Origin of the sequence: Rhizobium sp. BK049 (assembly GCF_014193135.1) — a bacterium.
Lineage (GTDB): Bacteria > Pseudomonadota > Alphaproteobacteria > Rhizobiales > Rhizobiaceae > Rhizobium.
The window spans coordinates 138,223-164,459 of sequence record NZ_JACHYV010000006.1 but is presented as its reverse complement, the minus strand read 5'-3'; the positions used below and the strand labels follow the sequence as shown (position 1 = coordinate 164,459).

Sequence of the window (26,237 nt, the reverse complement as noted above, 5' to 3'; positions counted from 1 at the left end):
CCGAACTCAGGCCGCTGCTGCGCCGATGATGTCGGCGTAACCATTGGCTTCCAGCTCATGCGCCAGGGTCTTGTCGCCGGACTTGACCACCTGGCCCTTGTAAAGGACGTGGACGGTGTCAGGCACGATATAGTCGAGCAGGCGCTGGTAGTGGGTGATGACGACGACGGCGCGGTCGGGCGAACGCAGCGCGTTGACGCCGTCGGCAACGATCTTCAGCGCGTCGATGTCGAGGCCGGAATCGGTTTCGTCGAGCACGCAGAGCTTCGGCTCCAGCAGCGCCATCTGCAGAATTTCGGCCCTCTTCTTCTCGCCGCCGGAGAAACCGACATTGAGCGGCCGCTTCAGCATTTCGGTATTGATCTGCAGCTTGGCCGCTGCTTCCTTGACACGGCGCATGAAATCCGGCGTCGTCAGCTCGTCCTCGCCACGCGCTTTGCGCTGTTCGTTCATCGCCACCTTTAGGAACTGCATGGTGGCGACACCGGGGATTTCGACCGGATACTGGAAGGCGAGGAAGATGCCCTTGGCGGCGCGTTCGGACGGATCGAGCTCGAGAATGCTCTCGCCGTTATATAGGATGTCGCCCTCGGTCACCTCATAGTCTTCGCGGCCCGACAGCACGTAGGAGAGTGTCGACTTGCCGGAGCCGTTCGGCCCCATGATCGCCGCCACTTCGCCGGCCTTCACCGTGAGGTTCAGGCCACGGATGATCTCGGTGCCGTCTTCGGCGATACGGGCATGAAGGTTTCTGATTTCAAGCATTTCGTTCTTCCTGTTCATAAAGCGGGTTCAAGTGCCGCCTGATTGACCGTTCGCACCGGCCTCGATCCGTCATCCTCGGGCTTGTCCCGAGGATCTAAGCCTTCAATTGTAATCGCTCTACTGCTCCGACGAGACTTTCCGCTTACGTGCGCAGATCCTCGGGACAAGCCCGAGGATGACGTCACTAAGGGTGTGCAGGCTTCGGATTTCAAGCATACCATTCTTCCTATTCATAGAGCGGGTACAAGGCCGCCCAATTGACCGTTTTCACCGGTCTCGATCGTCATCCTCGGGCTTGTCCCGAGGATCTAAGCCTTCAATTGTAATCGCTCCACTGCCGCGTATTCTCATGCGGCCGATAGACATTCTCGATTTCGTCGATGCGCTCGTAAAGGTCCATCCAGGTCGGGTTGAGCTCCTCGACGAGCTTGATTTTCCATTCACGCAGGTAGCGTTTTAGAGATTTCTCTCGCTGGATCGCCAGCACAATGTTCGGGTGGCTTTCAAACCAGACGAGGTTTTTCGCTCTGTATTTCTCCGTAAAACCCTTATGGATTTTGTTGCGGTGTTCCCATACGCGCCCTTGCAGATCGCTGGTGACGCCGGTGTAGATTACACCTCTTGGTTTGTCGGACATCATGTAGACAAACCCGCTCACCCGATCCTCCGCAGTTGTGCTTAGATCCTCGGGACAAGTCCGAGGATGACGGAAAACCGCTTAGCCAACACTCCCTTCAAGCGAAATGCTGATCAGCTTCTGCGCCTCGACCGCGAATTCCATCGGCAGTTCCTGCAGGACTTCCTTGACGAAGCCGTTGACGATCAGCGCGATCGCCGCTTCGGTGGGGATGCCGCGCTGCAGGCAGTAGAACAGCTGGTCCTCGGAAATCTTCGAGGTCGTCGCTTCGTGCTCGAACTGCGCCGTCGAATTCTTCGCCTCGATATAAGGCACGGTGTGAGCGCCGCACTTGTCACCGATCAGCAGCGAATCGCACTGGGTGAAATTGCGCGCGTTCGACGCCTTGCGGTGAGCCGAGACCTGGCCGCGATAGGTGTTGTTGGAAACGCCGGCGGCGATGCCCTTGGAGACGATGCGGCTCGACGTGTTCTTGCCGAGATGGATCATCTTGGTGCCGCTGTCGATCTGCTGATGGCCGTTGGAGACGGCGATCGAGTAGAATTCACCGCGGCTGTCGTCGCCGCGCAGGATGCAGGACGGGTACTTCCAGGTGATCGCCGAGCCGGTTTCGACCTGCGTCCAGGAGATTTTCGATCGGTGACCGCGGCAATCGCCGCGCTTGGTGACGAAGTTGTAGATGCCGCCCTTGCCTTCCTTGTCGCCCGGATACCAGTTCTGGACGGTGGAATATTTGATCTCGGCATCGTCGAGAGCCACGAGCTCGACCACGGCCGCATGCAGCTGGTTTTCATCGCGCTGCGGCGCCGTGCAGCCTTCGAGATAGGAGACGTAAGCGCCCTCTTCCGCGATGATCAGCGTGCGCTCGAACTGGCCGGTGCCCTTCTCGTTGATGCGGAAATAGGTGGAAAGCTCCATCGGGCAGCGAACGCCCTTCGGCACGAAAACGAAGGAGCCGTCGGTGAAAACAGCCGAATTCAGGGTCGCGTAATAGTTGTCCGAGGTCGGCACCACGGAGCCGAGATATTTGCGAACCAGATCGGGATACTCGCGAATGGCTTCGGAGATCGACATGAAGATCACGCCGGCCTTCTTCAGCTCCGCCTTGAAGGTGGTGACGACCGAGACGCTGTCGAAAACGGCGTCGACGGCGATCTTCGGCTTCTCGACCCCGGCCAGGATCTCCTGCTCGCGCAGCGGGATGCCAAGCTTCTCATAGACCTTCAAGAGCTCCGGATCGACCTCGTCGAGCGACTTCGGACCTGGCGCGCTCTTCGGCGCGGCGTAATAGTGGATGTCGTTGAAATCGATCTTCGGATAGTTGACGCGCGCCCAGGTCGGTTCTTCCAGCGTCAGCCAACGCCGATAGGCCTCGAGACGCCATTCCAGCATCCACTCCGGCTCCTGCTTCTTGGCCGAAATGAAGCGGATGATATCCTCGGACAGGCCCTTCGGCGCCTTATCCATTTCGATGACGGTCTCGAAACCGTATTTGTACTGGTCCACATCGATCAGGCGGACCTGGTCGATCGTTTCCTGCACGGCAGCCATTTCGTTCTCCAATCTCGCCGGATACAAGGTCCGGCAGCTTGTAGCGTATGGGCAATTGACTTGCCCCGGCAAATTCTTTGCCCTGATGTAGGAGGCCAAAAGGAACTTTTCAGCCCGATTGGCAAGCGGAAATTTGTGTTTCCGCAAGTTTATGAGGCGGTCAAGCCGCCTCGCCCGCCGACTTGCGCCGGCAGGCGATCTTCGCGAAGGCGGCGATCGCCCTGTCGATATCCTCTTCAGTGGTCGAAAAGCCGAGCGAGATGCGCAGCGCACCGAGCTTGGCGTCGCGCCCCATCGCCGTCAGCACATGGCTTTCGCCAACCTTGCCGGATGAGCAAGCAGAGCCCGCCGAAAGGGCAACGCCTTCAAGATCGAAAGCGATCTGCCCGGTCTCCGCCTTCAGGCAAGGGAGCGTAAAGAAAATCGTGTTGGCGACCCGCGGACCACCGGTACCGTGGATGATAACATCGGGCGCGGCAGCGCGCATGCCGGCTTCCAGCCTGTCGCGAAGCGCAGCAATCGCAGCGTTGCGTTCCTCAAGATCCTGAAGCACGGTTTCCGCCGCAGCTCCGAAGCCGATCAGCGCCAGCGAATTCTGTGTCCCCGAGCGGTGACCTTTTTCCTGCCCGCCGCCGTGGATAAGCGCCTTCGGCATCAGCGCCTCGCCGCGCGCGATCAGTGCACCCGCCCCCTTCGGTCCACCGATCTTGTGAGAGGAGACGATGATGAAATCCGCGCCGATGCGCTCGATCTCGATCGGCAGACGGCCGGCCGCCTGCACGGCGTCGACGACAAAGAGACCACCGTGCGCCCGCACAATCTTGGCCGCCTCTTCGACCGGCTGGACGATGCCCGTCTCGTTGTTGACGAACATGATCGCCACTATCGGAAGGCCCGTCGATTTGTCATGGGCATCGAGAAGCGCGGCCAGCTCGTTCAGATCGACGATACCGGCATTCGTTACCGGAATCTCGGTCGTGCGATCCTTCGGGAACCGGCCTCCCTCTCGTACAGCCAGGTGCTCAACGGCGGAAAAATAGAGGTGGCCGAGTTGAAGCGGCGTGCGGCCCATACGAAAATCCGGCGTCAGTACCAGATTGGCAGCTTCCGTCGCGCCGCTGGTGAAGATCACGTTGCCCGGATCGGTGCCGGCAAGGGCGGCCACCTTGCGCCGTGCTCCCTCAATGGCGGCGCGGGCGGCACGGCCCTCTCCATGTACGCTGTTCGGATTGCCGAATATGTCGATGGCGCGCATGATCGCATCGCGTGCTGCGGGGTGCAGCGGCGATGTGGCGTTCCAGTCGAGATAAAGGCGTGGCGGCGCCATGATCCTCAGTCCTGCGCTTAACGAGCTTGCTTCAGCGGCCGCGGTGCATTTTTCTTGAAATTTCCGCCGGGCTTGCCTTATGACACGTTCCACGACGCGTGGATCGCCATGCAAGTTTCGAATTGTTCTAAACTGCGTTTTAGAAAAGATGACAACATTAGTCAAGTCATGTTGTCATCCAACGCAGCGCGAACACGAAATAAAACCCGGAGTACCAATGCCCGAAGTTATTTTCAACGGCCCAGCCGGCCGTCTTGAAGGCCGCTACCAGCCCTCCAAAGAAAAAAGCGCGCCCATCGCGCTCATCCTGCATCCGCATCCGCAGTTCGGCGGCACGATGAACAATCAGATCGTCTATCAGCTCTTCTACATGTTCCAGAAGCGCGGGTTCACGACGCTGCGCTTCAATTTCCGGGGCATCGGCCGCAGCCAGGGCGAATTCGATCATGGCGCCGGCGAACTCTCGGATGCCGCCTCCGCGCTCGACTGGGTTCAGAGCCTACACCCTGATTCCAAAACCTGCTGGGTCGCCGGTTATTCCTTCGGCGCCTGGATCGGCATGCAGCTTCTGATGCGCCGGCCGGAAATCGAGGGCTTCATGTCGATCGCCCCGCAGCCGAATACCTACGACTTCTCCTTCCTGGCGCCGTGCCCCTCGTCCGGCCTGATCATCAACGGCGAGGCCGACAAGGTGGCGCCGGAAAAGGATGTCAACGGCCTTGTGGAGAAACTGAAAACCCAGAAAGGCATCCTCATCACCCATCGCACCGTCGCCAACGCCAACCACTTCTTCAATGGTCAGGTGGAGACGCTGATGAGCGAATGCGAGGATTATCTCGACCGTCGCCTCAATGGCGAACTGGTGCCCGAGCCGGCTGCCAAGCGGATCCGCTGACCGCATGGCGCCGGCGTCTGCCCACCGGCATCCTCACGACGCGCTGGGTTCTTCGCTTGTCATGGCGTTGCCAGCACGCCGCCGCTGACGGGAGCCGCAACTCCCGTCGTGCCGGGAAAGGTGAGCGGCAGCCCGTCCAGCGAGCGTACGGCAAGATAGGCCCAGGCCTCGGCCTCCATCGCATCGCCGTCGAAGCCCGCGGCCTCGGCGCTCAACACTTTCGATCCCTCGGCCATCGCCGAGAGCTCGGCCATCAAGGTGCCGTTCAGCCGTCCGCCGCCGCAGACGATATAGGCCGAGGGACGTTCGGGCAGGAACCCGGCGGATTTGACGATCGATGCGGCGGCGACATGCGCAAGCGTCCGGGCGCCGTCTTCGAGGCTCGCATCGCCAGGCCGAAGTGGTGCGAAATCGCCGCGATCGAGCGAACGGCGGACATTGCCGCGGAAAAACGGGCTGTCCAGATACCGCTCCGCCAGAGCCGGGACGATCTTGCCGCGCCCGCCGATCTCGCCGCCGGGATCATAGGTTTTGCCGGTCTGCATCTCTATCCATTGGTCGATCAGCGTATTGCCAGGGCCGCTGTCGAAGGCGGCAATCCGGCCGTCAGCGCCGACATAGGTGAGGTTGGAGATGCCGCCGATATTGACGAAGCACACCGCCTCCCCCGCCTGCTGGAATTTTCCCGCAAGGGCAGCGTGATAGACCGGCACCAGCGGCGCACCTTGCCCGCCATGCACAATGTCGTTGGCACGCATGTCGTAAACCACCGGCAGGCCCGTCCGGCGCGCCAGTTCCCGGCCGTCACCGATCTGGATCGTCAGTCCCTCGTCCGGCCGGTGAAGCACCGTCTGGCCATGGAAACCGACAACGTCGATGCCATTGAGCGTGAACCCGAAACGCTCGAGGAATGCCGTAACGGCAGTTGCATGCCGTAGGGTGAATTCGTCCTCGATCTCCCGAAGTTCCCCCGGCCGTTCGTTCCTGTCGCGAAGCGGCCGCGCCAGTTCCAGCGCCCGTTTGAGACGCGCACGAAACTCTGCATCATACGGCACGCCCACGAACGGCCCGCGCTCGATGAAGCCGCGGCCGTCGGTTCTGATCAGCGCGACATCGATTCCGTCCATCGACGTGCCGCTCATCAGGCCGATCGCTGTTCTGACCACATCCATGAGGCTTGCCTCCCATGCGATTCCCGGATGCACTTTTGCAAAAACAGTGCTAAACGCGCCGCGACAGATCAACAACAACGAAGTTGCGTGAAGCCCGGTGGGCGCAGCGCAGACACCAAGAGACGAAAGCCATGTCCGAGTTCAAGTCCGATTTCCTCCGCACGCTGAAAGAGCGCGGCTTCATTCATCAGGTTTCCGATGAACGCGGCCTCGACGACCTGTTCGCGAAGGAGATCGTGACGGCCTATGTCGGCTACGACGCAACGGCGACGAGCCTGCATATCGGCAATTTGATCTCCGCTACCATGCTCCACTGGCTGCAGGAGACGGGCCATCGGCCGATCGCGCTGATGGGCGGCGGCACTTCGATGGTCGGCGACCCCTCCTTCCGTGACGAGCAGCGCAGGCTTCTGACGCGGGAGGCGATCGCCACCAACATTGAGGGCATTAAGAAAATCTTCTCACGCATCCTGCGCTTCGGGGACGGCCCGACCGATGCCCTCATGGTCAATAATGCAGACTGGCTGCTGAAGCTCAACTATATCGATTTCCTGCGCGATGTCGGCCGGCATTTCTCGGTCAATCGCATGCTCTCCTTCGACAGCGTCAAGCTGCGCCTCGATCGCGAGCAGTCGCTCTCCTTCCTCGAATTCAATTACATGATCATGCAGGGCTACGACTTCGTCGAGCTCAACCGCCGCTACGGCTGCCGCCTGCAGATGGGCGGGTCGGACCAGTGGGGCAACATCATCAACGGCGTCGATCTCGGTCACCGCATGGGCACGCCGCAGCTCTACGCGCTGACGACGCCGCTTCTGACGACGAGCTCCGGCGCGAAAATGGGTAAGACCGCCTCCGGCGCCGTCTGGTTGAACGAAGACGTCTTCAGCCCCTATGATTTCTGGCAGTACTGGCGCAACACCGAAGACGCCGATGTCGGCCGCTTCCTGAAGATCTTCACCCGCCTGCCGCTGGCCGAGATCGCCAGACTCGAGGCGCTCGGCGGCGCCGAAATCAACGAGGCGAAGAAGATTCTCGCCACGGAAGCGACCGCGATCGTCCACGGTCGTGAGGCAGCCGAGGCGTCCGCCGAAACGGCGCGCACCACCTTTGAGGAAGGCCGCGTTGCCGAAAACCTGCCTTCGGTCGAGATCCCGGCCACCGAGCTTGACGGCGGCATCGGCCTGCTCTCGCTGATGGTCCGCGCCGGCCTGGCCGGCTCCAACGGCGAGGCTCGTCGCCACGTCCAGGGCGGCGCAGTGCGCATCAATGATGAGGCTGTCAGCGACGAACGTCGCCTGATCGGCAGCGGCGAAATCACCGCCGATGGCGTCATCAAGCTCTCGCTCGGCAAGAAGAAGCACATCCTGATCCGCCGCGCGGCGTAGCTGGCCTCGAATTAGACGGACCTTGAAGCCGGCCGCCACGCCGGCTTTTCCTTTGGCGGCGATCAGTCTGCCCGCCATCGGTATTCCGCTTCGTCTTGTTTCGTCTCTCGAAGGAGAGGTCCGGGCGGATTGACCTCCGAAGCGGGTCGTACGCGTGACCACCAGCCGATCGAGAAGATCGGCGGCGTCATCTTTGCGTCGAGCGGAACCAGCAGGACATGCTCGGAGGGGATGCTCTTCACCGGCTTGAGCCGTGCGCCCTTTTCTGCAGAATTCGAAGCCTCACCGACTGTCACGGCTATCATGGTGGCCGATAGGAAAGAGACTGTCCGGGCGCACTGCATGGCATTCTCCGACATTGCGCCAGCCGCTGCTGCAGCTGGCACCAACAATACATCAGAATTATCTAAAATAAGCAAAGCATCAATGATCAGCCTGTCGCTATAGATCACAATTATCCAACCTGCCGCGCCACGATATCGCCTTCCCGGAACCTTTTCCGCCCGACGGGATTTGCGACCAGATGCATTTGGAGCGCCGGCATGATCAACGACCTCTGGTATAAGAACGCCGTCATCTACTGCCTGTCCGTCGAGACCTTCATGGATGCGAACGGCGACGGCGTCGGTGATTTTCAAGGCCTGATGCGCCGTCTCGACTATCTCTCCGGCCTCGGCGTGACGGCGATCTGGCTCATGCCGTTCCAGACTTCGCCCGGTCGCGACGACGGCTACGACGTTTCCGATTACTATGATGTAGACCCGCGCTATGGCTCGCTCGGCGACTTCGTCGAGTTCACCCATGGTGCCAAACAGCGGGGCATCCGGGTGTTGATCGATCTGGTGATCAATCACACCTCAAAGGATCATCCCTGGTTCGAACACGCCAGAAGCGATCCACAGTCGCGCTATCGCGACTGGTACGTCTGGTCAGACAAAAAGCCTGCAAACGCTGATCAGGGCATGGTCTTCCCGGGTGTCCAGAAGACGACCTGGACCTATGACGAAAAAGCCAGGGCCTATTATTTCCACCGCTTCTACGATCACCAGCCTGATCTCAACACCTCCAATCCTGAGGTGCAGGCGGAGATCCTCAAGATAATGGGCTTCTGGATTCAGCTCGGCGTCTCGGGCTTCCGAATGGACGCCGCCCCTTTCATCATCGCCACGAAGGGCGCCGAGGTCACCAAGCCGGTCGAGCAGTTTGACATGCTGAGAAAGTTTCGCGAATTCCTACAATGGCGCCTGGGAGACTCCATCGTGCTGGCGGAAGCCAATATCCTGCCGAAGGACAATTTCGAATATTTCGGCGACGACGGCGACCGCATGCAGATGATGTTCAATTTCCAAGTCAATCAGACGCTGTTTTATGCGCTCGCGACCGCCGACACGCGGCCTCTGAAGAAGGCGATGGAGGTCACCAAGCCGCGCCCGGCGACCGCGCAATGGGGGCTGTTTCTTCGCAATCACGATGAACTCGATCTCGGTCGCCTGACGGATAAGCAGCGCGACGCGGTATTCGCCGCGTTTGGCCCCGAAAAGGGCATGCAGCTTTACGACAGGGGCATCCGCCGGCGCCTCGCGCCCATGCTCGGCGGCGACCGTCGCAGGATCGAGCTGGCCTACAGCCTGCTGTTCTCGCTGCCCGGAACGCCAGTCATCCGCTACGGCGATGAAATCGGCATGGGCGACGATTTGTGCCTGCCGGAGCGCAGCTGCGCGCGCACGCCGATGCAATGGTCGACGGAGCCGGAAGGCGGTTTCACCAAAAGCGCGAAGTCCGTTTCGCCTGTTATAAAGGACGGCCCCTACGGTTTCGAACATATCAATGTCGCCGTCCAGCGGCGCGATCCGAATTCGCTCTTGAACTGGACCGAGCGGATGATCCGGATGCGCAAGGAGGCTCCCGAGATCGGCTGGGGCGATTTCTCAACGGTCGACACAGGTGACGACGGCGTGCTGGCGCTGCGCTATGACTGGCGCGGCAATTCGGTGCTGATCCTGCATAACCTGCATCCGCACCCGACGGAAGTAACCTTCGATCCTGATGTTGGCGAACTCGGGCGATTGCTGATCGATATTGCCGATGGGGCAAGCAGCGAAGCCGACGACAAAGGGCGCCATACGGTCATGCTCGATGCCTATGGCTACCGCTGGTATCGGGTCGGCGGTCTCGACTATCTCCTCAGGCGGAAAGATATCTAAGCCTCGTTTTTCCTCACTGGAATTCGAAAATCTGCCGGAAAACACCAGGCGCGATGATCGATAGCGGATTGATCTGCAGGTTCGGCTGGTCGAACTTGCCGGTGAGCTTGAAGGTGATGCCGATCAGGCCGCGGTCGCTGCCATTGCCGAGGATGACGCCGATCAGCGGCAATTCGGCAAAGAGGCGGTTGAGGCCATAGGCCGGCATGAAGGTGCCGGTCATATCCATATTGCCCTTGCGGTCGCGCACCACGCCCTGGAAAGTCGCGCCGATCTGGTCGCCGCGCAGCACGCCGTTCTCGATACCGACCATGCCATTGCGCGAGATGACGCGGGCAAAGCCGCGCTGGAAGCGTTGCGAAGAGGTGTCGATGTCGCGTTTGACCGCCTCATTGAGGCTTCGCTGCTCGTTTCCGACAGGTGTCGAGACGATCGAATGCAGGCGCTGTTCGTTGACGATCGAGAAGCGGCGCACATCTAGCGAGCCGTCCCATCCGCCCTGCGGCGAAAGCCGGATAGCCAGGTTGAGCAGGCCGCCCTGTATGTGCTGATAGAGATCGGCAAAACGCGATACCGCACCGGCGTCGCCGCTGGTGATATTGATGACACCGCCGTCCTTCATCTGGCTGACAACGGCCTCGCCGCTGTCCGTGATGCCGGAAAAATTCAGCGTCTGCAGCTTGTCGCCGCGCAGTGACACCTGCGCCTGGAAATTGCCGACCTTCTCGTCATTGAAGCCGACGACGTTTTTCAGCTTGGCGCGCACCGATACGTCGGTGTTGTCGCCATCGCCGTCCTCGCCGCCCTCCGAGCCCGATTTTAATCGGGCGATGATCGGCCGCGCATCGGCGCTGTCGCCGGAAACGGAGACGTCGAAATTGCCCTTGCTGCGTTTGACCGACAGAGCGAAATCGTCGAGCGAGGAGAGCCTGACGCTGTCGAAATCCGCCGAGATAAGGCCGGTCTTGCCGACGACAAGCGATCCGCTGGCGCCGAAGCCATCACCCTTCAGCCGGAAACTCTTGATCTCGGTATTCTCGGGCGGGCCGGACATTTCGAATTCCGCGGAGGCGGCAATGCCGCTGCCTTTCGACCAGCCGATCCAGGGCAGGTCGAGCATCGATTTGGTGAGGTCGAGCTGAACGTCTTGCCGGTCATCGTCGATCCGCGTCAGCACCATCTTCAGGTTGCCCCTGACGATATCGGAAAGCCCAGGCATCACCTTGCTGCGCTGCTCATCGGAGAGCGTCGCCGTAATCACGCGCTGCCGCTGCACACCAGACGACGCCTCGACCGGCTCGGTCAGATCGATATCGGCAGGAATGCCGTCGATCTCGCCTTTGGCGTCGAGCGTGATCTGCTTCGGATCGCCGTTCAGCATGCCGCTGACATTGCTGATCGTGCGGCCGGAAAACGGCTTGGCAAGATCGACGTCAGCGAGCTTCATGGCGGCCTTCCACTCGGCCGGCGGCGGGTTTTGTGACGACAGTAGTCCGAAATGCGCCTTCACATTCGCGTCGATATGCCCCTTGAAATCGTCGGGCGTAAACCCGGCGCGCTGCAGCACCCGGATCGGCTTATAGGTGAGGAGCTCGCCTATGGCGTCCGCCGCGCCCGATACCGCAAGATCGATATCGGCCATCAGCGGTTTGTCGTAGGCGGACGGTATGACGAACGTTCCCTGCCCGAGGCCGACGGACCGGCCGGAGGGAAAATAGGACATGCCGCTCTTGATCGAAATCGTTGCAACGGGACCGGTCAGATCGAAATGCGCCGCCGTATCACGGACCGGCGGAATGTCGCCGGCGACGTTCATCCGCGCGCCTGCAATATCGAAGCCGATGCGGATCTGATTGGTGTCGAGCTTCAATCCTTTACCGCCGGCTGCCTCGTCAAGCCGACCGAAGGGAATGAAGACTGAAATCGAGGCATCGGTCACGGTGCCGCCGAAGAGATTGCCATGCACCCAAGTGCGCACCTTGGGCGCCATCCAGAACGGCCAGAGCTGCTTGATCGCCGTCGTCTGCAGCTCTCTGGACTGGCCGGCAAAGCTGATTTCCGGCGATTTGTCACCGAGCCTGATGTGCAACGCCCCGTAAAGCGCGCCGAGCGGGCTGGAGACAGTCATATTGGGAAACAGGAATTCCCGGCCGGCGACCATATAGCGTCCGGTCGCCTGGACGTCGAAAGCAACAGGCTCTTCGCCGGAGCCGCTCGGAGCGGCAGTGCCGCCGCTGACGAGCAGATCGATGCCGAAGCCCTTGCCGGCTTTAGGATCGAGTTTGTCGAGATCGATCAGCGCGCCGTTGAGGGGCAGCGTGGTTGCGCCGAACCGGAGATTCGATTTAGCGATCTCGACTGTCTGCTTGACGAAGTCATAGGCCAGATTGATTTGCCCGCCCGACAGTTCCTGCGGATCGCCGTCGGCATAGATCAGACCGGGATCGACGTCGATCGTCGCCGCGAGCGCCGGCTCGACGCCATCGCGCGCCCTGGTGGCCGACACCGTCAGATCGGCAAAAGTGTTAAGTCCCTGCCGTATCACGCCCTGATCGTTGCGCTTCAGCGTAAACGGCGTCAGGTTCGCATGCTTGAGCGTTGCCGTCACCTTCGACACCTGGCCGTCTTCCTTCTCGGCCAGCACGTCGAGTTCCGCCACCTCGCCGTTAAGCGCCACCTCGCCTCTCAATTGCAGCGAGGATGGCCCGCCAAGAGCAAACACCAGATTGTCGACGACGAGCGACAGCGGGCCGTTCGCGGTATCGGCAAGCTTGATGTCGATGCCGGAGATGCGCACCGAATTCGTCGAGCCGCGCGTCACGATGCTGTCGAACACGTCGAGTTGCGCGAAGATCGTCTCCATCGCCGCCGGCATGGCGTCGAGGCGCAGATCGTCAAGCTTGACCGGGTTGCCGGAGGGCAGAAGCGCGGTGTCGAGTGCGATATCCTCCGCTTCGATATCCGCAACGGCGATGCGGCCGCGGAAAAGCTGCAGCGGATCGAGGCCCAGGCGCACCGAACCCGTAGTCGACAGGTGCTGGCCGCTCTTCTGGTCGATCATATTGACGTTGCGCGCTTCCAGCGCCAGTCGGAAGTCGGAGGTGAACCGGATGACGGTGGAGCCGACTTCGGCGCGGTAACGCGGTCCCGCCACGCCATCAAGCGCCGCCTGCGCCTGCTGAGACAGCGGCTTGTCGAACATGCCGCCTTCGATGGTGAACACGATGGCAGCAAGGATAATGAGAATCAGTCCTAGAAACACTGACGTCAGCTTCGCCGTCCGGCGCATCGGCGAACGCGGCGGCGGGCAATGAACGATGATCGGATCCTCGGCCTGAGCGGACGGCAAGCGGTCCAGCGCAACGATATCCTTCTTGCGAAACGTGACCTTTTCGCCGCGGATGGCTGACATGCGCCCTCGGGCTCTCCCTTAAATCGAAGAATTGAACCCGGCCATGCTGGACGGGTTTCCGTCCAATATATAATTCGGGGACAGAGAGTGTCATCCATAAACCCGGCAAAAGAAAGGTTTTCCCAATGGCGGTTCCCGGCATCGGTGCCCTGGCCCCCGACTTCAACCTCCCCCGCGATGGCGGCGGCCGTGTCTCGCTTTCCGATTTTCACGGCCGGCCCCTCGTTATCTTCTTCTACCCCAAGGACGACACGACAGGCTGCACGGCTGAATCGCTTGCTTTCACAGCGCTGGCGCCGGAGTTTGAAGCAGCAGGTGCTGCCGTTATCGGCATGTCACCCGATTCGGCAGCCTGCCATGACAAGTTCATCAAAAAGCACCGTCTTTCGGTGGCGCTCGCCTCCGACGAAGAGAAGACGACGCTCCAGGCCTACGGTGTCTGGAAGGAAAAGAGTATGTACGGCCGCAATTTCATGGGCGTGGAGCGCACGACTTTCCTCATCCGCCAGGACGGCACGATCGCGACGATCTGGCAGAAGGTGAAGGTGCAGGGCCATGCCGAGACCGTCCTCGAAGCCGTCAGGAACCTGGCCGCGTGACCGTTGATCTCGCGATAAGCTCGCTGCGCGGCGGCGCTATCGACGCCATCCGCTCAGCCGATCTCGACCGCAAGACCGCCCTTGCGCAGGAAAGCGCCACCCGTTGGTTCGCCCGCCGGGTGTCGCTGCGCTCACCGCTCGACGCAGCCCTGCCGGAGAGGCCCGGTCGCCCCGAGAAACCGGTACTGACGCCGCCGACCCAAGTGGAAAGGCGCTCGCTGCACACGCTGAAAGGCCGGATCGCCCTTCTCCATGCCATTGCTCATATCGAGCTCAACGCCGTCGATCTGGCGCTCGATATCGTCGCACGATTCGCGACCGAGCCTGTGCCCAATTCCTTCTTCGACGGCTGGATGCAGGTCGCATTCGAGGAAGCGAAGCATTTCCGCATGGTGCGCGCCCGCCTCAACGATCTCGGCGCCGATTACGGCGATCTTCCCGCCCATGACGGGTTGTGGCAGGCGGCTCATTCGACGCGCAATGATCTTACGGCGAGACTCGCCGTCGTGCCGCTCATTTTGGAAGCCCGCGGTCTCGACGTCACCCCTTCGCTGCAGGCGAAGATGCGTGAGACTGGCGATCTCGAAAGCGCAGCGGTGCTCGATGTCATCTACAACGACGAGAAAGGTCACGTCGCCGTCGGCGCCAAATGGTTCCGCTTCCTCTGCGCGCGGGAGAAACGCGATCCGGCAAAGGCCTTTCAGGAGCTGGTGCGCGCCAATTTCCGCGGGCCGCTGAAGCCGCCTTTCAACGATCTCGCTCGCGCCGAAGCCGGGCTGACGCCATCCTTCTACCGCTCCCTGGCATCGATCAGCCATGCATGAGCTGATCGATTTTCTAACGTAAACCACGACGACGAAAGCATTCATTAACCATAAACGTGTCTAATTTTCCGAAAGAGGCGTAGAGCATCAATCGGGAGAGCCTGCGTGAACGGCGGACATCAGCACCGGGTATTCGGCAAGCGGGCGCAGGAACATATTCTGATCCTGGCAAGCGGTGACAAGGTCCGCCACATGACGGTTCGGCCGTGGATGGCCGCTCCCGCCTTCTGCTTCCTCGGCGTCTTTTCCATCGGCTATCTCCTGGCGACCTCCTATCTCGTCCTGCGCGACGACCTGATCGGCGCCACTATGGCGCGCCAGGCCCGCATGCAGCACGACTATGAGGACCGCATCGCCGCCCTTCGCGCCCAGGTCGACCGCATCACCTCCCGTCAACTTCTTGACCAACAGGTAGTGGAAGACAAAGTCGACAAGCTGATGGAGCAGCAGATGGCGCTCACCTCACGCCACGGCAAACTCGACAACTTGCTCGATCGTGCCGAAAGCTCCGGGCTCACAGATAAGGACAGCGCGCCGTCTTCGCCTGCGCAATCCTATGCCCCGGCCATTAAGGATAAGCGCGCTTCGCTCGGCGAAAGCGGCATCGAGGCTATCGAGAAACAGCTCGCAGGCGGCGCACCAGCCGACGCCACTCCCGACAATACGACTCTTGCTTACGTGCCGGCCACAGAGACGGTCGGCGATCGCGCCGACCGCATCTTCTCCAAGGTGACGCTGTCGCTGAAGGATGTCGAACAGGACCAGCGCAACCGCATCGAGCAACTGACGAGCGACGCCGGCAATGCCGCCAATGCCATCGAGAGCGTGCTGACCCGGTTCAAGATTCCGATGCCCGAGACCGCTACCAAGCAGGACTGGGATGACAGCGCCGTTGGCGGCCCGTTCGTCGAGCCGGAGAGCAATGATGATTTCAACAATTCGCTGATCGCTCTCGACGGCGCGCTGACACGGCTCGAAGCTGTGCGTAATACCGCCGAATCCCTGCCCTTCCGCAACCCCGCCGTCGGCAAGGAAATGACCAGCCCCTTCGGCAACCGGCGCGATCCTTTCCTGGGCCGCCTGGCGCTGCATTCCGGCGTAGACTTCCGCTTTTCGCCGGGCGAAAAGATCCGCCCGACAGCGCCCGGCAAGGTGATATCAGCCGGCTGGACAGGCGGTTACGGCAATATGGTCGAGATCGATCACGGCAACGGCATCTCGACGCGTTATGGCCACATGTCCCAGGTTCTGGTCACGGCCGGCGATACGGTCGACCGCAACGACGTCATCGGCCTTGCCGGCAGCACCGGCCGCTCGACCGGTACCCATCTGCATTATGAAGTGCGCCAGAACGGCCATGCGGTCGATCCAGTATATTTCATGAATGCGGGCCTTAAACTCGCCACCTATATCAAGTAATACCCGCCCGGTAACCAAAGCTTCACTCTGCACAGGGTGCGGCCTCTCTATTTCTTGACTTGCCGGCCATTCGGAGCTATGTCGCGCTGCATTGCGGCATGCAATCCCGCCGACTCGTTCAGAGCTCGGCCGAACCGGAACGGAAACAGTTTTCCCTTTGACGACATTCGCTGACCTTGGCTTGAGCCAAAAAGTGCTATCGGCCGTTGCCGATGCGGGCTATTCGACCCCCACGCCTATTCAGGCGGGAGCCATTCCTTTTGCGCTTGAACGCCGCGATATTTGCGGCATCGCGCAGACCGGCACCGGCAAGACGGCATCCTTTGTCCTGCCGATGCTGTCGCTTCTGGAAAAGGGCCGCGCCCGCGCCCGCATGCCCCGCACGCTGATCCTCGAGCCGACGCGCGAACTCGCCGCTCAGGTCGCCGAGAATTTCGAGAAGTATGGCAAGAACCACCGCCTCAATGTCGCGCTTCTGATCGGCGGCGTTTCCTTCGAGGACCAGGACCGCAAGCTCGAGCGCGGCGCCGACGTGCTGATCTGCACGCCCGGCCGCCTGCTCGACCATTTCGAGCGCGGCAAGCTCTTGATGAGCGGCGTTGAAATCCTTGTCATCGACGAGGCCGACCGCATGCTCGACATGGGCTTCATTCCCGATATCGAGCGCATCGCCAAGCTCATCCCCTTCACCCGCCAGACGCTGTTCTTCTCGGCCACCATGCCGCCGGAGATCCAGAAGCTCGCCGACCGGTTCCTGCAGAACCCGGAGCGCATCGAAGTGGCAAAGCCCGCTTCGGCCGCAAAGACCGTGACGCAGCGCTTCGTCGCCTCGCACAGCAAGGATTACGAGAAGCGCGCGGTTTTACGTGAGCTGGTCCGCGCCCAGACCGAACTCAAGAACGCGATCATCTTCTGCAACCGCAAGAAGGATGTCGCCGATCTCTTCCGTTCGCTCGAACGCCACGGCTTCTCCGTCGGTGCGTTGCATGGCGACATGGACCAGCGTTCCCGCACGACGATGCTGCAGAACTTCCGTGACGGTAACCTCCAGCTGCTGGTGGCCTCCGACGTTGCCGCCCGCGGTCTCGACATTCCCGATGTCAGCCACGTCTTCAATTTCGACGTGCCGATCCACTCCGAGGACTATGTCCACCGCATCGGCCGCACCGGCCGCGCCGGTCGATCCGGCGCCGCCTTCACTCTCGTCACCAAGCGCGACACGAAGTTTGTCGACGCGATCGAGAAGCTGATCGGCGAAAATGTCGAATGGCTGAATGGCGACCTGAACTCGCTGCCACCGGCGGAAGAAGGCAAGGACAGTCCTCGCCGCAACGGACGCGAACGTGGCGACAAGGATCGCGGGCGCGGACGCGGCAGACACAGTACTGCGAGTCATAAATCTGATAACGACATACAGGATAATGACGTCCAAGTGATCACAGCAGCACCAGCAAAGGCCGAAGTCGTGAAGAACGAGCGCAAAGCAGAGCAGAAGCCGCAAAACAATGCGCGCAACAATCGGCCTTATCCGGCAAATGACGACAGCCGCGACCGCCGCCGTCATCGTGATCACGATGACGGCCCGACCCCGGTCGGTTTCGGCGACGATATCCCCGCCTTCATGCTGATCGCCGGCAGCGCCAAGGTCTAACATCCATTGGGCAAGCCTGGCGTCGACTTCCCGGGCCTTGGCGTCGGCTTGGTGATCCTACGCCAAGGTAGGATCCTTCTCTACAAGCGCATGCGCCCACCTGAAGCCGGCTACTGGAACATCGTCGGCGGCAAGGTCGATCACATGGAGCCGGCTGAAGAAGCTGCGCGCCGCGAGGCCGAGGAAGAAACCGGCCTCAGGATCGGCCGGATCGAGCGCATCGGCATGACCGAACAGATCATCGATGCCGACCGCCAGCACTGGATCTCCATCCTTTATCTCGCGCGCGACGTCGATGGCGAGCCGCAATTGACCGAGCCGGACAAGCTTTCGGATTTCGGCTGGTTTCCCTTGACGGATTTGCCGGAACCGCTGTCAGCCTTCACCAAGGCGGCGATCGCAGCCTTGCCACCCGCTCAACTTTCGGCGCGAAGCGCCGCCTCATAGGCGAGCCGCACCCACTTCGCCATCAGATCGGGATCGTCGTAAGCCTCTTCAGGAATCGACCAGTAGGGCATTTTCACCGGCTTGCCCTTTTTGCCTTCATAGGCCCATTGCGTGGCGCCGGCGGCAGCAAATTCCGGGGCGCTCGTCTCATCGGCTTTCAGTAGCATCTCGTCGCGCACTTCGACGGCGACGATGCGCCCGAGATGATAGATGCCCTTGCCTCCGAACATCCGCTTGATCGTGACGGGGCCGAGCCCCTGAAACATTTCCTCGATCCCGGCATTATCCATTCTCTGTTTCCTTACCCGCCAGCCGCATTACAGCGTGTGATAATCCCGGTTCATATAGATGAGCGCCGGGTGCTTCTCGCTGAAGCGGACGGCGGCAACTTCACCGAAGATGACATTGTGTGTCGGCATTTCCTTGATGTCGGTCACCCGGCAATCGAAGGCGGCGAGCGCATCGGCAAGAACGGGGGCGCCGGTGACGAGCGTGTCGAAACGGCCGCTGGCGAAGCGCTCGTCATTGGCAATCGCGGTGCGCCCGGAGAAAGCGTCGGCGACGGCTTGGTGGTGGGCGCCGAGCGTGTTGAGCACGAAGATGCCGCTGCGGAAAAAGATCTCGTTCTTCGGATTGGTATTGTTGAGGCAGATCAGCACCGAAGCCGGGTTGTCCGAAACCGAGCAGGCGGCGGTGATGGTGACGCCGCGGCGCAGACCTTCCATTGCCGTCGTCACCAGCTGCACATGACCGGCATATCGGCTCATGGCATCGCGATAAAGGCCGGGGTCGATATGCTGCCTGTTCAACACGTGCTTCTCCCGCGCGCTCTTCTGCCTGCGTCGTTCCTTAAATCGGGATCGATTTAGGAGAACTATGCAGCAATTCAAAATGCTACAGTGTCCTTTGCGCGACTGAAATGAGGTCCGGCACCGTAGTTCGACTTGCTATCGCGCCAATATGGCGAGCATCGGTTACCTTTTCTACAATAGGACCGGTGAAAAGCGCTGGGTTCCGCTTGTTTTTCTTTGACGATTGCGGCCTTGCGGATAAAAGGGCATGGACGATGGCTAGGGATCTTCGCCTTTCATGATCAACCTGCGTGGCATAGCAGCCTTTCTGACGCTGCTCGGAACGGCGGCGCAAGGTCATGCGGCCGGCGTGACGATCGGCGTCGTCGCCCCGCAGGGCGGGCCGCTCGGCCTGCTCGGCGCGCAGATCGCCGCCGGCGCCGGTTTCGAGATCCAGCAATCAGGCAATACGCTCGTCGCCGTCAACGAGAGCTGCGAGGACAATAGCGGCGCGGCGGTCGCCGATGCGCTCGTGAGTGCCAAGGTGCAGATTGCCGTTGGTTTTCTCTGCAGTGAGACGCTGGAAGGCGCACTGCCGAAGCTGAAGGACGCCAATATTCCCGCGATCACCGTTTCGGCACGTTCGCGCATCCTGATGGAGGATGCGCTGAAAAACGGCTGGCCGCTCTTCCGCTTGGCACCGGCCGACGGCACTGAGGCGGCAAAGATCATCGAGGTGATCCTCAAGGACTGGGCAGCCGACCCGATCGCGCTGATCGAGGACGGCACCATTCATGGCCGCGAACTAACGGAAGCTGTGCGCAATGCGCTGGAGCAGAACGGCCTGAAGCCAGTTTTCACCGATACCTACCGGCCGGGACAGGAGCAGCAGATCGCCCTCGTCCGCCGCCTGAAACGGGCCGGCGCCACAAGGGTCTTCGTTGGCGGCGATCGCAACGATGTCGCCGTCATGGCCCGCGACGCCAAGGCGGAAAACATTCCGCTGTCGATCCTCGCCGGCGACGCCATGCGCGCCGCCGATCAGCCGCAGCCTCTCGCCCCCGGGGTGCGTGCCGTCGCCCTGCCCGAATATGCGCTTTTGCCAGAAGGCGCGCCGGCGGCCGGCGCTTTGCGCGCCCAGGGCACCGAGCCTGAAGGTTATGTCCTGCCATCCCTGGCGGCGGCCCTGATTGCCGGCCAGGCGGCCGAAGCCGCCGCTGCCGCCGGCAAGCCGCTGCGGGAGACCCTTGTCGGCACGACGTTCCAGACACCGATCGGCGCAGTCGCCTTCACCGGCGCGCACGAGCTTTCGCAAAACCCCTACCGCCTGCTTGAATGGCGGGGCAATGGCTTTTTTCCACCTGCTGCGCCGACTCAATGAACGGCCGCCAGCCCTGAATTCCGGCGCCGTGCGCAGATGGCGCCCATACGGGAGTAAGACTTGATGACGCTGCCCATTCGCATTGCCCCTTCGATCCTCGCGGCGGATTTCGCCAGGCTCGGCGAGGAGGTGCGCGACGTAACGGCCGCCGGCGCCGACTGGATCCACCTTGACGTGATGGATGGGCATTTCGTGCCGAACATCTCCTTCGGTCCCGATGTCATCAAGTCGCTGCGTTCCTATACGAATGTCACTTTCGACTGCCATCTGATGATCTCTCCGGTCGATGACTACCTCGAAGCCTTCGCCAAGGCGGGCTGCGACCGCATCACCGTGCATGCCGAATCCGGGCCACATCTGCATCGCTCACTGCAAGCCATCCGCAATCTTGGCAAGAAGGTCGGCGTGACGATCAATCCGGCGACGCCGCTGAGCGCCATCGAAAACGTGGTCGACGACGTTGACCTTATCCTCATCATGTCGGTCAATCCCGGTTTCGGCGGACAGAAATTCATTCCGGCGATGACGGCCAAGATCGCAGCGGCAAAGTCTCTGATCGGTGACCGGCCGATCGAACTCGAGGTCGACGGCGGCGTCACCGTGGAAACGGCGCCCGATATCGCGCGCGCCGGCGGCAACGTGCTCGTCGCCGGCTCGGCAATTTTCAAAGGCGGTACGGTCGACAGCTATCGTAAGACCGTCGCCGAATTGCGTCAGGCAGCCGAAGGGGCACGAGCATGAGGAAGCGTCTGATCTTTGGTGGCATGATTGCAGCCGCATTGGCCGGCCTGCCCGGCTTGTCGCTGGCCGGAGACATTGCCAGCATCCAGCCGATCGGCTTTTCCGCTGACGGCAAGGTCTTCGCATTTCAGGAATTCGGCATCAAAGAAAACAGCAAGACTCCCTATTCGGAAACCTACTTCATCAATACCGACGGCGGCCAATATCTCGAAGGCACCCCCTTTCGCACCGAACTGACCGATAAGGACGCCAATCTTTCCAAGGCCCGCCGGCAGAACTTAACGGCGGCGCGCAGCCAGATGGATAAGTACGACCTTCTGACAAATCCGGGTCTGATTGCCGCCTTCAACCCGCCAACCGAGCTCGGCTCGCCCTCGAAGACACTTCGCTACACCACACTTGCGATCGATGGGCCACCGAAGACGCCCTATACGCTCTCACTCGGCGAGATGCCGGTGCCGACGCCGAAGGAATGCGCAACGGTCGACAAGCGTGTCCTTGGTTTCAGCCTGCAGATGATCGAGAAGGAAGGTGTCCCGAACCGTCAGGCTGCGCGGCAGGCAACGGCTGTTCCGGCCGAGCGCACATGCTCGGTCGAATTCAGGATCGGCGGCGCGGTGGTCTACCAGCCTGAAGACGGAAATCAAATTCACATTGCGCTGGTTCTCGCCTTCGATGCTGAGAGGAACGGACGCTGGATCGCCGTCCCGGTCCATCCCTGAGCATGGATCGCCCCAGGATGGATCGCCTAAGGGCGGCAAAGCCGCCCTCCTCCGATCTCTTTGCCGGCGCGTTGCTCTGGGGCGTGCAGATGCTGGCCGCCGCCATGCTCGGCCTTTACCTCCGCAACGGCCTCGAGACGAGCCGGCTCGCCGAGGTGGCGGCACTCTATTTTCTCGGCGGCCTGCTCTCCTGGCCATTCGCCCTGCCGGTCGCTCGGTTTTTTGCCTATAACAGGCCACCGGAAGCGCGCTTCGCCGCCTTTTTCGTGACGCTGACGGCAGCCACGATCCTGATGACCGCCTTCCTCTTCGCCATGGAATACCGCATCTTCTATTCGCGCTGGCACGCGCCCTTCGGCAGCGTCGCCTGGGCCTTCCAGTTCGTCTTCACCGGCATCAGTGCCGTCTACCAGTTTCTGGTGATCGGCCTTCGCCTTTTCCTGCCGCTCGGCCTCGTCTGCCTTGTCGTCAGCAGCTATCATCTCACCAAACGCATGCGTTGAGATTGCCGCCGGTCTTTGCTACAGGGGCGCTAACTCAATGAAGCAAACCTCTCGAAGTGAAGGCAGCCGCCCATGATCCCGCGTTACTCCCGGCCCGAAATGGTCGCCATCTGGTCTCCCGAAACCAAGTTCCGCATCTGGTTCGAGATCGAGGCACATGCCTGCGACGCGCTGGCCGAACTCGGCGTCATCCCGAAATCGGCGGCAAGGACGATCTGGGAAAAAGGGGGTACCGCCACCTTCGACGTCGCCCGCATCGACGAAATCGAGGCGGTCACCAAGCATGACGTCATCGCCTTCCTGACTCACCTCGCCGAAATCGTCGGCCCGGATGCGCGCTTCGTCCACCAGGGCATGACCTCATCAGACGTGCTCGATACCTGCTTCAACGTCCAGCTGGTGCGTGCCACTGATATCCTCATCGCCGATCTCGACCGGCTGCTCGCAGCGCTGAAAACCCGCGCCTTCGAACACAAGGACACCGTCACCATCGGCCGCTCGCACGGCATCCATGCCGAGCCGACCACCTTCGGCGTCAAGCTGGCGCTTGCCTATGCCGAATTCGAGCGCTGCCGCCAGCGTCTCGTCGCTGCCCGCGAGGAAGTCGCGACCTGCGCCATCTCGGGCGCCGTCGGCACCTTCGCCAATATCGATCCGCGCGTCGAGGAACATGTCGCCGAAGCACTCGGCCTGAAGGCCGAGCCGGTCTCGACCCAGGTCATCCCGCGTGACCGCCACGCCATGTATTTCGCGACCCTCGGTGTTGTCGCCTCGTCGATCGAGCGGCTCGCGACCGAAATCCGCCATCTGCAGCGCACGGAAGTGCTGGAGGCGGAAGAATACTTCTCGCCCGGCCAGAAGGGCTCCTCGGCCATGCCGCACAAGCGTAACCCGGTGCTGACCGAAAACCTTACCGGCCTTGCCCGCATGGTCCGCTCCTACGCCATGCCGGCCATGGAAAACGTCGCCCTCTGGCACGAGCGTGATATCTCCCATTCCTCGGTCGAACGCATGATCGGCCCGGACGCCACAGTCACCCTCGATTTCGCCCTGTCGCGTCTGGCCGGCGTCATCGAAAAGCTGCTGGTCTATCCCGAAAACATGGAGAAGAACCTCAACAAGTTCCGCGGCCTCGTCCACTCCCAGCGCGTCCTCCTGGCGCTGACCCAGGCCGGCACCTCCCGCGAAGACGCCTACCGGCTTGTGCAGCGCAATGCCATGAAAGTCTGGGAACAGGGCAAGGATTTTCTGGAAGAGCTGCTGGCTGATGCTGAGGTCAGGGCTGCCTTGTCCGAGGAGGATATTCGGGAGAAGTTCGATCTTGGGTATCACACGAAGCATGTGGATACGATCTTCCGCCGCGTCTTCGGCAACGCTTGAGCGGACTGCAACGATGTGACGGCGTCTTGTAGCCGCCGTCCGACTGTTGACAAACTACTGCGAAAGCCGCGACGTCATCCTCGGCTTTGTTGTGCCGAGGATCTGCGCCGACCCAATTAAGTGACTGAAAATAGATGTTTTCCTGTCAAGAAACTGCAGTGGTTAGATGCTCGGCACAAGGCCGAGCATGACGGACGAGACTTTTTTAACAGACTGACGGGGACTACGCAGGCGCCGTTTTCATTTCTGTCTTTTTCTTTTTGTGATTGCAGAATGGATGATGGTTAGCTTTTCTCAAGTGGCCTTTGTTTCTGCTTCGATGCTTTGGCATTCGCAGAGCGTTTGCGCGCCTGCGCCTTTTTCGGTGGTGGCATCGCTAGCTCAATCTCGGTCGTTTGGCAGGCCTCCGTCTGCCCCCTGCCCTTGGCGGCCTTGGCGACCAGTTCGTCGAGATGTTTCAGCTCTTCCTCGTCGAGATTTTCGATGCCGATAAAGCGGTTCTCCGCATGGCTTGTCAAAATGATTTCGTTGAGTTTGGCTTGGATTGCCCGGGTGTCGCGCGTCTGGGCGTTCTGCAGGACGAAGACCATCAGGAAGGTGATGATGGTCGTTCCCGTGTTGATGATGAGCTGCCAGGTTTCCGAATAGTCGAAGAAAGGTCCGAGCAAAGCCCAGATAATAACGACGCACAGTGCCAGGATGAAGATGACGGGCTTACCCGCCCATTCCGATGTGTTGCTTGCGAAGCGGGCAAACAGATGCGTCATCATCACCTCTGAAATCTCTCCTCGGAGTAAAAAAACTCCGAGGCAGGTTCGAGGTTCCCGAAAATCGGGGATCCCACGGTATGAAGGTTTTCCCGCGGGCAGGACCGAAGCTACACAGCTTCCCGCGCAATCAGCTTGCGGTAGAGATGCCAGGTCGCGTGGCCGAGGATCGGGATAACGAGTGCGAGTCCGGCAAAGACCGGGATGGTGCCGACAACGAGAAGTCCGGCGACGATCAGGCCCCAGAGCAGCACCGGTACCGGATTGGCGATCGTCGCACGAATCGAGGTCACGACGGCGGCAACCGCTCCGACGTCGCGGTCGAGCAGAAGCGGAAAGGTGATGACCGATATCGCCAGCACGACGAGCGCGAAGACAAAACCGATGAGATTGCCCCAGATGATCAGCTGCAGGCCCTGGGCCGTACCGAAGACCTGGCGGGTGAAGTCCGTCATGGTGCGCGGGAACACATCACCGAGAAGATTGGCGTACAGCGTCTGTGCCGTCACCAGCCAGACGACGAAAAGGGCAAAGAGCATCAGTCCGACGGCGATGATCGATGGCAGCGCCGGCGAATGGCGCACCTCAAGCGCATGCGTCCATGACGTATCGAGGCCTTCCTCGCGTCGGCGGCTGATCTCATAAAGACCGATCGCCGCAATCGGACCGATCAGCACGAAACCGGACATCAGCGGGAATACCATCGGCAGCAGGTTGGCGCCGGAGGTCCACAGCGTCAGGAAGACGCCGGCGATTGGATACATCAGGCACAAGAACACATAGTGGGAAGGCTTTTCACTGAAATCGTCGAGCCCGCGCTTCAGCGCGTCGAAGACGTCGGCGATACCGATGCGATTGACCACGGGCCGCGCCAGGTTTTCACTGGCACCCGTCATGACATGAAATGCCGCCATGGCTTTCTCCTCCTCAGCCGAGACTTTGGTCGGCCGCGGATAGGCATCGGCGGGCAAGCCGATACGAAATCCGCAACCGGCACTGGAGCAACATAACAAAATTCATCGCCCGTGTCGCTCTCTCCCTTGCCGCCCCTCTTGACATCTTGGGCGGGCTTTCTCACATCGGCGGCACTATGAAAGCCTCAGACGCAGATATCCTTATCATCCCCGGCTATACCAATTCCGGCCCCGGCCATTGGCAGAGCCGCTGGGAGGCGAAGCTCAGCACGGCGCGGCGCGTCGAACAGGCCGAATGGACGAAGCCGGTCCGCGAGGACTGGATCGCCCGTATCGCCGAAGAGGTGAACGCCTCGACCCGCCCCGTTGTGCTCGTCGCCCATTCGCTCGGCGTGCCCTCGGCAATCCATGCCATCCCGCATTTCCGCAAGCGGGTGGCAGGCGCTTTCCTCGTCGCTCCGCCTGAAGTCACCAATCCGGATATCCGCCCCAAGCACCTGATGACCTTCGGGCCCTATCCGCGCGACCCACTGCCCTTCCCTTCCATCACCGTCGCCAGCCGCAATGATCCGTTCGGCAGCTACGAGCATGCCGACGATATCGCCAGTTGCTGGGGTTCCTTCCTCGTCGATGCCGGCGAGGCGGGACATATCAGCGCTGAATCCGGGCACGGCCCCTGGCCGGAAGGAACAATGGTCTTCGCCCAGTTCCTCAGCCGCCTCTCTGTCTGATTTGGGAGACCCGGCG

The 26,237-nt window shown here is 61.1% G+C and carries 25 protein-coding genes; 14 read left to right on the top strand and 11 right to left on the bottom strand.

The window, feature by feature from the left end; genetic code table 11:
• Positions 1–6 precede the first annotated feature (6 nt).
• The 4 genes from sufC to FHT70_RS08695 form a co-directional block, all read right to left on the bottom strand.
• Positions 7–765, bottom strand: a complete 759-nt coding sequence (sufC, locus tag FHT70_RS08710) for a Fe-S cluster assembly ATPase SufC (protein WP_183700321.1) — start codon at positions 763–765, stop codon at positions 7–9.
• 316 nt (positions 766–1,081) lie between these two features.
• On the bottom strand, positions 1,082–1,423 hold the full coding sequence (locus tag FHT70_RS08705) for a GIY-YIG nuclease family protein (RefSeq protein WP_183700319.1): 342 nt from the start codon (positions 1,421–1,423) through the stop codon (positions 1,082–1,084).
• Between the two features lie 60 nt (positions 1,424–1,483).
• The gene (gene sufB, locus FHT70_RS08700) at positions 1,484–2,953 is read right to left on the bottom strand and encodes a Fe-S cluster assembly protein SufB (protein ID WP_097599278.1); all 1,470 of its coding nucleotides are present in this window, start codon (positions 2,951–2,953) and stop codon (positions 1,484–1,486) included.
• 160 nt (positions 2,954–3,113) lie between these two features.
• The gene (locus FHT70_RS08695; RefSeq protein ID WP_183700317.1) at positions 3,114–4,280 is read right to left on the bottom strand and encodes a cysteine desulfurase family protein; all 1,167 of its coding nucleotides are present in this window, start codon (positions 4,278–4,280) and stop codon (positions 3,114–3,116) included.
• A gap of 217 nt (positions 4,281–4,497) precedes the next feature.
• On the opposite strand from FHT70_RS08695, the gene FHT70_RS08690 reads away from it, so the two are divergent.
• Positions 4,498–5,175: an alpha/beta hydrolase gene (locus FHT70_RS08690; RefSeq protein WP_064705075.1), complete on the top strand. Its 678-nt coding sequence runs from the start codon at positions 4,498–4,500 to the stop codon at positions 5,173–5,175.
• 59 nt (positions 5,176–5,234) lie between these two features.
• Here FHT70_RS08690 and FHT70_RS08685 read toward each other — a convergent pair whose 3' ends face one another.
• Positions 5,235–6,347 carry an anhydro-N-acetylmuramic acid kinase gene (locus FHT70_RS08685; RefSeq protein WP_183700315.1) on the bottom strand — a complete coding sequence of 371 codons (1,113 nt, stop codon included), beginning with the start codon at positions 6,345–6,347 and terminating at the stop codon, positions 5,235–5,237.
• 131 nt (positions 6,348–6,478) lie between these two features.
• Here FHT70_RS08685 and tyrS point away from each other — a divergent pair, with 131 nt between their 5' ends.
• Complete coding sequence (gene tyrS, locus FHT70_RS08680; protein WP_183700313.1) at positions 6,479–7,735, top strand: tyrosine--tRNA ligase; 1,257 nt, start codon at positions 6,479–6,481, stop codon at positions 7,733–7,735.
• 62 nt (positions 7,736–7,797) lie between these two features.
• Here the strand turns inward: tyrS and FHT70_RS08675 are convergent, their stop codons facing one another.
• Positions 7,798–8,094 (bottom strand): hypothetical protein, encoded by a 297-nt coding sequence (locus tag FHT70_RS08675; RefSeq protein ID WP_183700448.1) that lies wholly within the window; start codon positions 8,092–8,094, stop codon positions 7,798–7,800.
• A gap of 183 nt (positions 8,095–8,277) precedes the next feature.
• On the opposite strand from FHT70_RS08675, the gene FHT70_RS08670 reads away from it, so the two are divergent.
• Positions 8,278–9,939 carry an alpha-amylase family protein gene (locus tag FHT70_RS08670; protein ID WP_183700311.1) on the top strand — a complete coding sequence of 554 codons (1,662 nt, stop codon included), beginning with the start codon at positions 8,278–8,280 and terminating at the stop codon, positions 9,937–9,939.
• Between the two features lie 13 nt (positions 9,940–9,952).
• Here FHT70_RS08670 and FHT70_RS08665 read toward each other — a convergent pair whose 3' ends face one another.
• Positions 9,953–13,351, bottom strand: coding sequence for an AsmA-like C-terminal domain-containing protein (locus tag FHT70_RS08665; RefSeq protein ID WP_183700309.1), 3,399 nt, complete (start codon positions 13,349–13,351; stop codon positions 9,953–9,955).
• A gap of 125 nt (positions 13,352–13,476) precedes the next feature.
• Here FHT70_RS08665 and FHT70_RS08660 point away from each other — a divergent pair, with 125 nt between their 5' ends.
• From FHT70_RS08660 to FHT70_RS08640, 5 genes are all read left to right on the top strand, one after another.
• Complete coding sequence (locus tag FHT70_RS08660) at positions 13,477–13,950, top strand: peroxiredoxin (RefSeq protein WP_183700307.1); 474 nt, start codon at positions 13,477–13,479, stop codon at positions 13,948–13,950.
• Positions 13,947–14,774, top strand: a complete 828-nt coding sequence (locus FHT70_RS08655; RefSeq protein ID WP_183700305.1) for a ferritin-like domain-containing protein — start codon at positions 13,947–13,949, stop codon at positions 14,772–14,774. Before FHT70_RS08660 ends, FHT70_RS08655 begins: the two co-directional genes overlap by 4 nt.
• Positions 14,775–14,879: 105 nt before the next feature.
• The gene (locus tag FHT70_RS08650) at positions 14,880–16,193 is read left to right on the top strand and encodes a peptidoglycan DD-metalloendopeptidase family protein (protein ID WP_183700303.1); all 1,314 of its coding nucleotides are present in this window, start codon (positions 14,880–14,882) and stop codon (positions 16,191–16,193) included.
• A 157-nt stretch (positions 16,194–16,350) separates the two neighbouring features.
• Entirely contained in the window at positions 16,351–17,844 is a 1,494-nt protein-coding gene (locus FHT70_RS08645) for a DEAD/DEAH box helicase (RefSeq protein WP_183700301.1), read from the top strand.
• 6 nt (positions 17,845–17,850) lie between these two features.
• A complete protein-coding gene (locus FHT70_RS08640) occupies positions 17,851–18,291 on the top strand; it encodes an NUDIX domain-containing protein (RefSeq protein WP_183700300.1) in 441 nt (146 codons plus the stop codon).
• Here the strand turns inward: FHT70_RS08640 and FHT70_RS08635 are convergent.
• Positions 18,261–18,581, bottom strand: coding sequence for a TfoX/Sxy family protein (locus FHT70_RS08635; RefSeq protein WP_064705086.1), 321 nt, complete (start codon positions 18,579–18,581; stop codon positions 18,261–18,263). The genes FHT70_RS08640 and FHT70_RS08635 overlap by 31 nt on opposite strands.
• 27 nt (positions 18,582–18,608) lie before the next feature.
• The gene (locus tag FHT70_RS08630) at positions 18,609–19,103 is read right to left on the bottom strand and encodes a flavin reductase (protein ID WP_085778299.1); all 495 of its coding nucleotides are present in this window, start codon (positions 19,101–19,103) and stop codon (positions 18,609–18,611) included.
• A gap of 277 nt (positions 19,104–19,380) precedes the next feature.
• Here FHT70_RS08630 and FHT70_RS08625 point away from each other — a divergent pair, with 277 nt between their 5' ends.
• From FHT70_RS08625 to purB, 5 genes are all read left to right on the top strand, one after another.
• A complete protein-coding gene (locus FHT70_RS08625; protein WP_183700298.1) occupies positions 19,381–20,463 on the top strand; it encodes an ABC transporter substrate-binding protein in 1,083 nt (360 codons plus the stop codon).
• A 63-nt stretch (positions 20,464–20,526) separates the two neighbouring features.
• Complete coding sequence (rpe, locus tag FHT70_RS08620) at positions 20,527–21,204, top strand: ribulose-phosphate 3-epimerase (RefSeq protein WP_183700296.1); 678 nt, start codon at positions 20,527–20,529, stop codon at positions 21,202–21,204.
• The gene (locus tag FHT70_RS08615; RefSeq protein ID WP_085778302.1) at positions 21,201–21,926 is read left to right on the top strand and encodes a DUF2259 domain-containing protein; all 726 of its coding nucleotides are present in this window, start codon (positions 21,201–21,203) and stop codon (positions 21,924–21,926) included. The genes rpe and FHT70_RS08615 overlap by 4 nt, the downstream gene beginning before the upstream one ends.
• A gap of 17 nt (positions 21,927–21,943) precedes the next feature.
• Positions 21,944–22,429, top strand: coding sequence for a hypothetical protein (locus FHT70_RS08610; protein WP_097599262.1), 486 nt, complete (start codon positions 21,944–21,946; stop codon positions 22,427–22,429).
• A 72-nt stretch (positions 22,430–22,501) separates the two neighbouring features.
• Positions 22,502–23,809 carry an adenylosuccinate lyase gene (gene purB, locus FHT70_RS08605; protein WP_183700294.1) on the top strand — a complete coding sequence of 436 codons (1,308 nt, stop codon included), beginning with the start codon at positions 22,502–22,504 and terminating at the stop codon, positions 23,807–23,809.
• A gap of 284 nt (positions 23,810–24,093) precedes the next feature.
• Here purB and FHT70_RS08600 read toward each other — a convergent pair whose 3' ends face one another.
• Together FHT70_RS08600 and FHT70_RS08595 are read right to left on the bottom strand one after the other, a co-directional pair.
• A complete protein-coding gene (locus FHT70_RS08600) occupies positions 24,094–24,576 on the bottom strand; it encodes a low affinity iron permease family protein (RefSeq protein WP_183700446.1) in 483 nt (160 codons plus the stop codon).
• A 110-nt stretch (positions 24,577–24,686) separates the two neighbouring features.
• Positions 24,687–25,490 carry a DUF2189 domain-containing protein gene (locus FHT70_RS08595; protein WP_183700293.1) on the bottom strand — a complete coding sequence of 268 codons (804 nt, stop codon included), beginning with the start codon at positions 25,488–25,490 and terminating at the stop codon, positions 24,687–24,689.
• A 176-nt stretch (positions 25,491–25,666) separates the two neighbouring features.
• On the opposite strand from FHT70_RS08595, the gene FHT70_RS08590 reads away from it, so the two are divergent.
• Positions 25,667–26,221, top strand: a complete 555-nt coding sequence (locus FHT70_RS08590; RefSeq protein ID WP_085778306.1) for an alpha/beta hydrolase — start codon at positions 25,667–25,669, stop codon at positions 26,219–26,221.
• The last annotated feature ends 16 nt before the right edge of the window (positions 26,222–26,237 follow it).

Coding starts and splice junctions, on each gene's coding strand:
- sufC (WP_183700321.1), bottom strand. CDS start 765: ATGCTTGAAATCAGAAACCTTCATGCCCGTATCGCCGAAGACGGCACC.
- sufB (WP_097599278.1), bottom strand. CDS start 2,953: ATGGCTGCCGTGCAGGAAACGATCGACCAGGTCCGCCTGATCGATGTG.
- FHT70_RS08695 (WP_183700317.1), bottom strand. CDS start 4,280: ATGGCGCCGCCACGCCTTTATCTCGACTGGAACGCCACATCGCCGCTG.
- FHT70_RS08690 (WP_064705075.1), top strand. CDS start 4,498: ATGCCCGAAGTTATTTTCAACGGCCCAGCCGGCCGTCTTGAAGGCCGC.
- FHT70_RS08685 (WP_183700315.1), bottom strand. CDS start 6,347: ATGGATGTGGTCAGAACAGCGATCGGCCTGATGAGCGGCACGTCGATG.
- tyrS (WP_183700313.1), top strand. CDS start 6,479: ATGTCCGAGTTCAAGTCCGATTTCCTCCGCACGCTGAAAGAGCGCGGC.
- FHT70_RS08675 (WP_183700448.1), bottom strand. CDS start 8,094: ATGTCGGAGAATGCCATGCAGTGCGCCCGGACAGTCTCTTTCCTATCG.
- FHT70_RS08670 (WP_183700311.1), top strand. CDS start 8,278: ATGATCAACGACCTCTGGTATAAGAACGCCGTCATCTACTGCCTGTCC.
- FHT70_RS08665 (WP_183700309.1), bottom strand. CDS start 13,351: ATGTCAGCCATCCGCGGCGAAAAGGTCACGTTTCGCAAGAAGGATATC.
- FHT70_RS08660 (WP_183700307.1), top strand. CDS start 13,477: ATGGCGGTTCCCGGCATCGGTGCCCTGGCCCCCGACTTCAACCTCCCC.
- FHT70_RS08635 (WP_064705086.1), bottom strand. CDS start 18,581: ATGGATAATGCCGGGATCGAGGAAATGTTTCAGGGGCTCGGCCCCGTC.
- FHT70_RS08625 (WP_183700298.1), top strand. CDS start 19,381: ATGATCAACCTGCGTGGCATAGCAGCCTTTCTGACGCTGCTCGGAACG.
- rpe (WP_183700296.1), top strand. CDS start 20,527: ATGACGCTGCCCATTCGCATTGCCCCTTCGATCCTCGCGGCGGATTTC.
- FHT70_RS08615 (WP_085778302.1), top strand. CDS start 21,201: ATGAGGAAGCGTCTGATCTTTGGTGGCATGATTGCAGCCGCATTGGCC.
- FHT70_RS08610 (WP_097599262.1), top strand. CDS start 21,944: ATGGATCGCCTAAGGGCGGCAAAGCCGCCCTCCTCCGATCTCTTTGCC.
- purB (WP_183700294.1), top strand. CDS start 22,502: ATGATCCCGCGTTACTCCCGGCCCGAAATGGTCGCCATCTGGTCTCCC.
- FHT70_RS08600 (WP_183700446.1), bottom strand. CDS start 24,576: ATGACGCATCTGTTTGCCCGCTTCGCAAGCAACACATCGGAATGGGCG.
- FHT70_RS08595 (WP_183700293.1), bottom strand. CDS start 25,490: ATGGCGGCATTTCATGTCATGACGGGTGCCAGTGAAAACCTGGCGCGG.
- FHT70_RS08590 (WP_085778306.1), top strand. CDS start 25,667: ATGAAAGCCTCAGACGCAGATATCCTTATCATCCCCGGCTATACCAAT.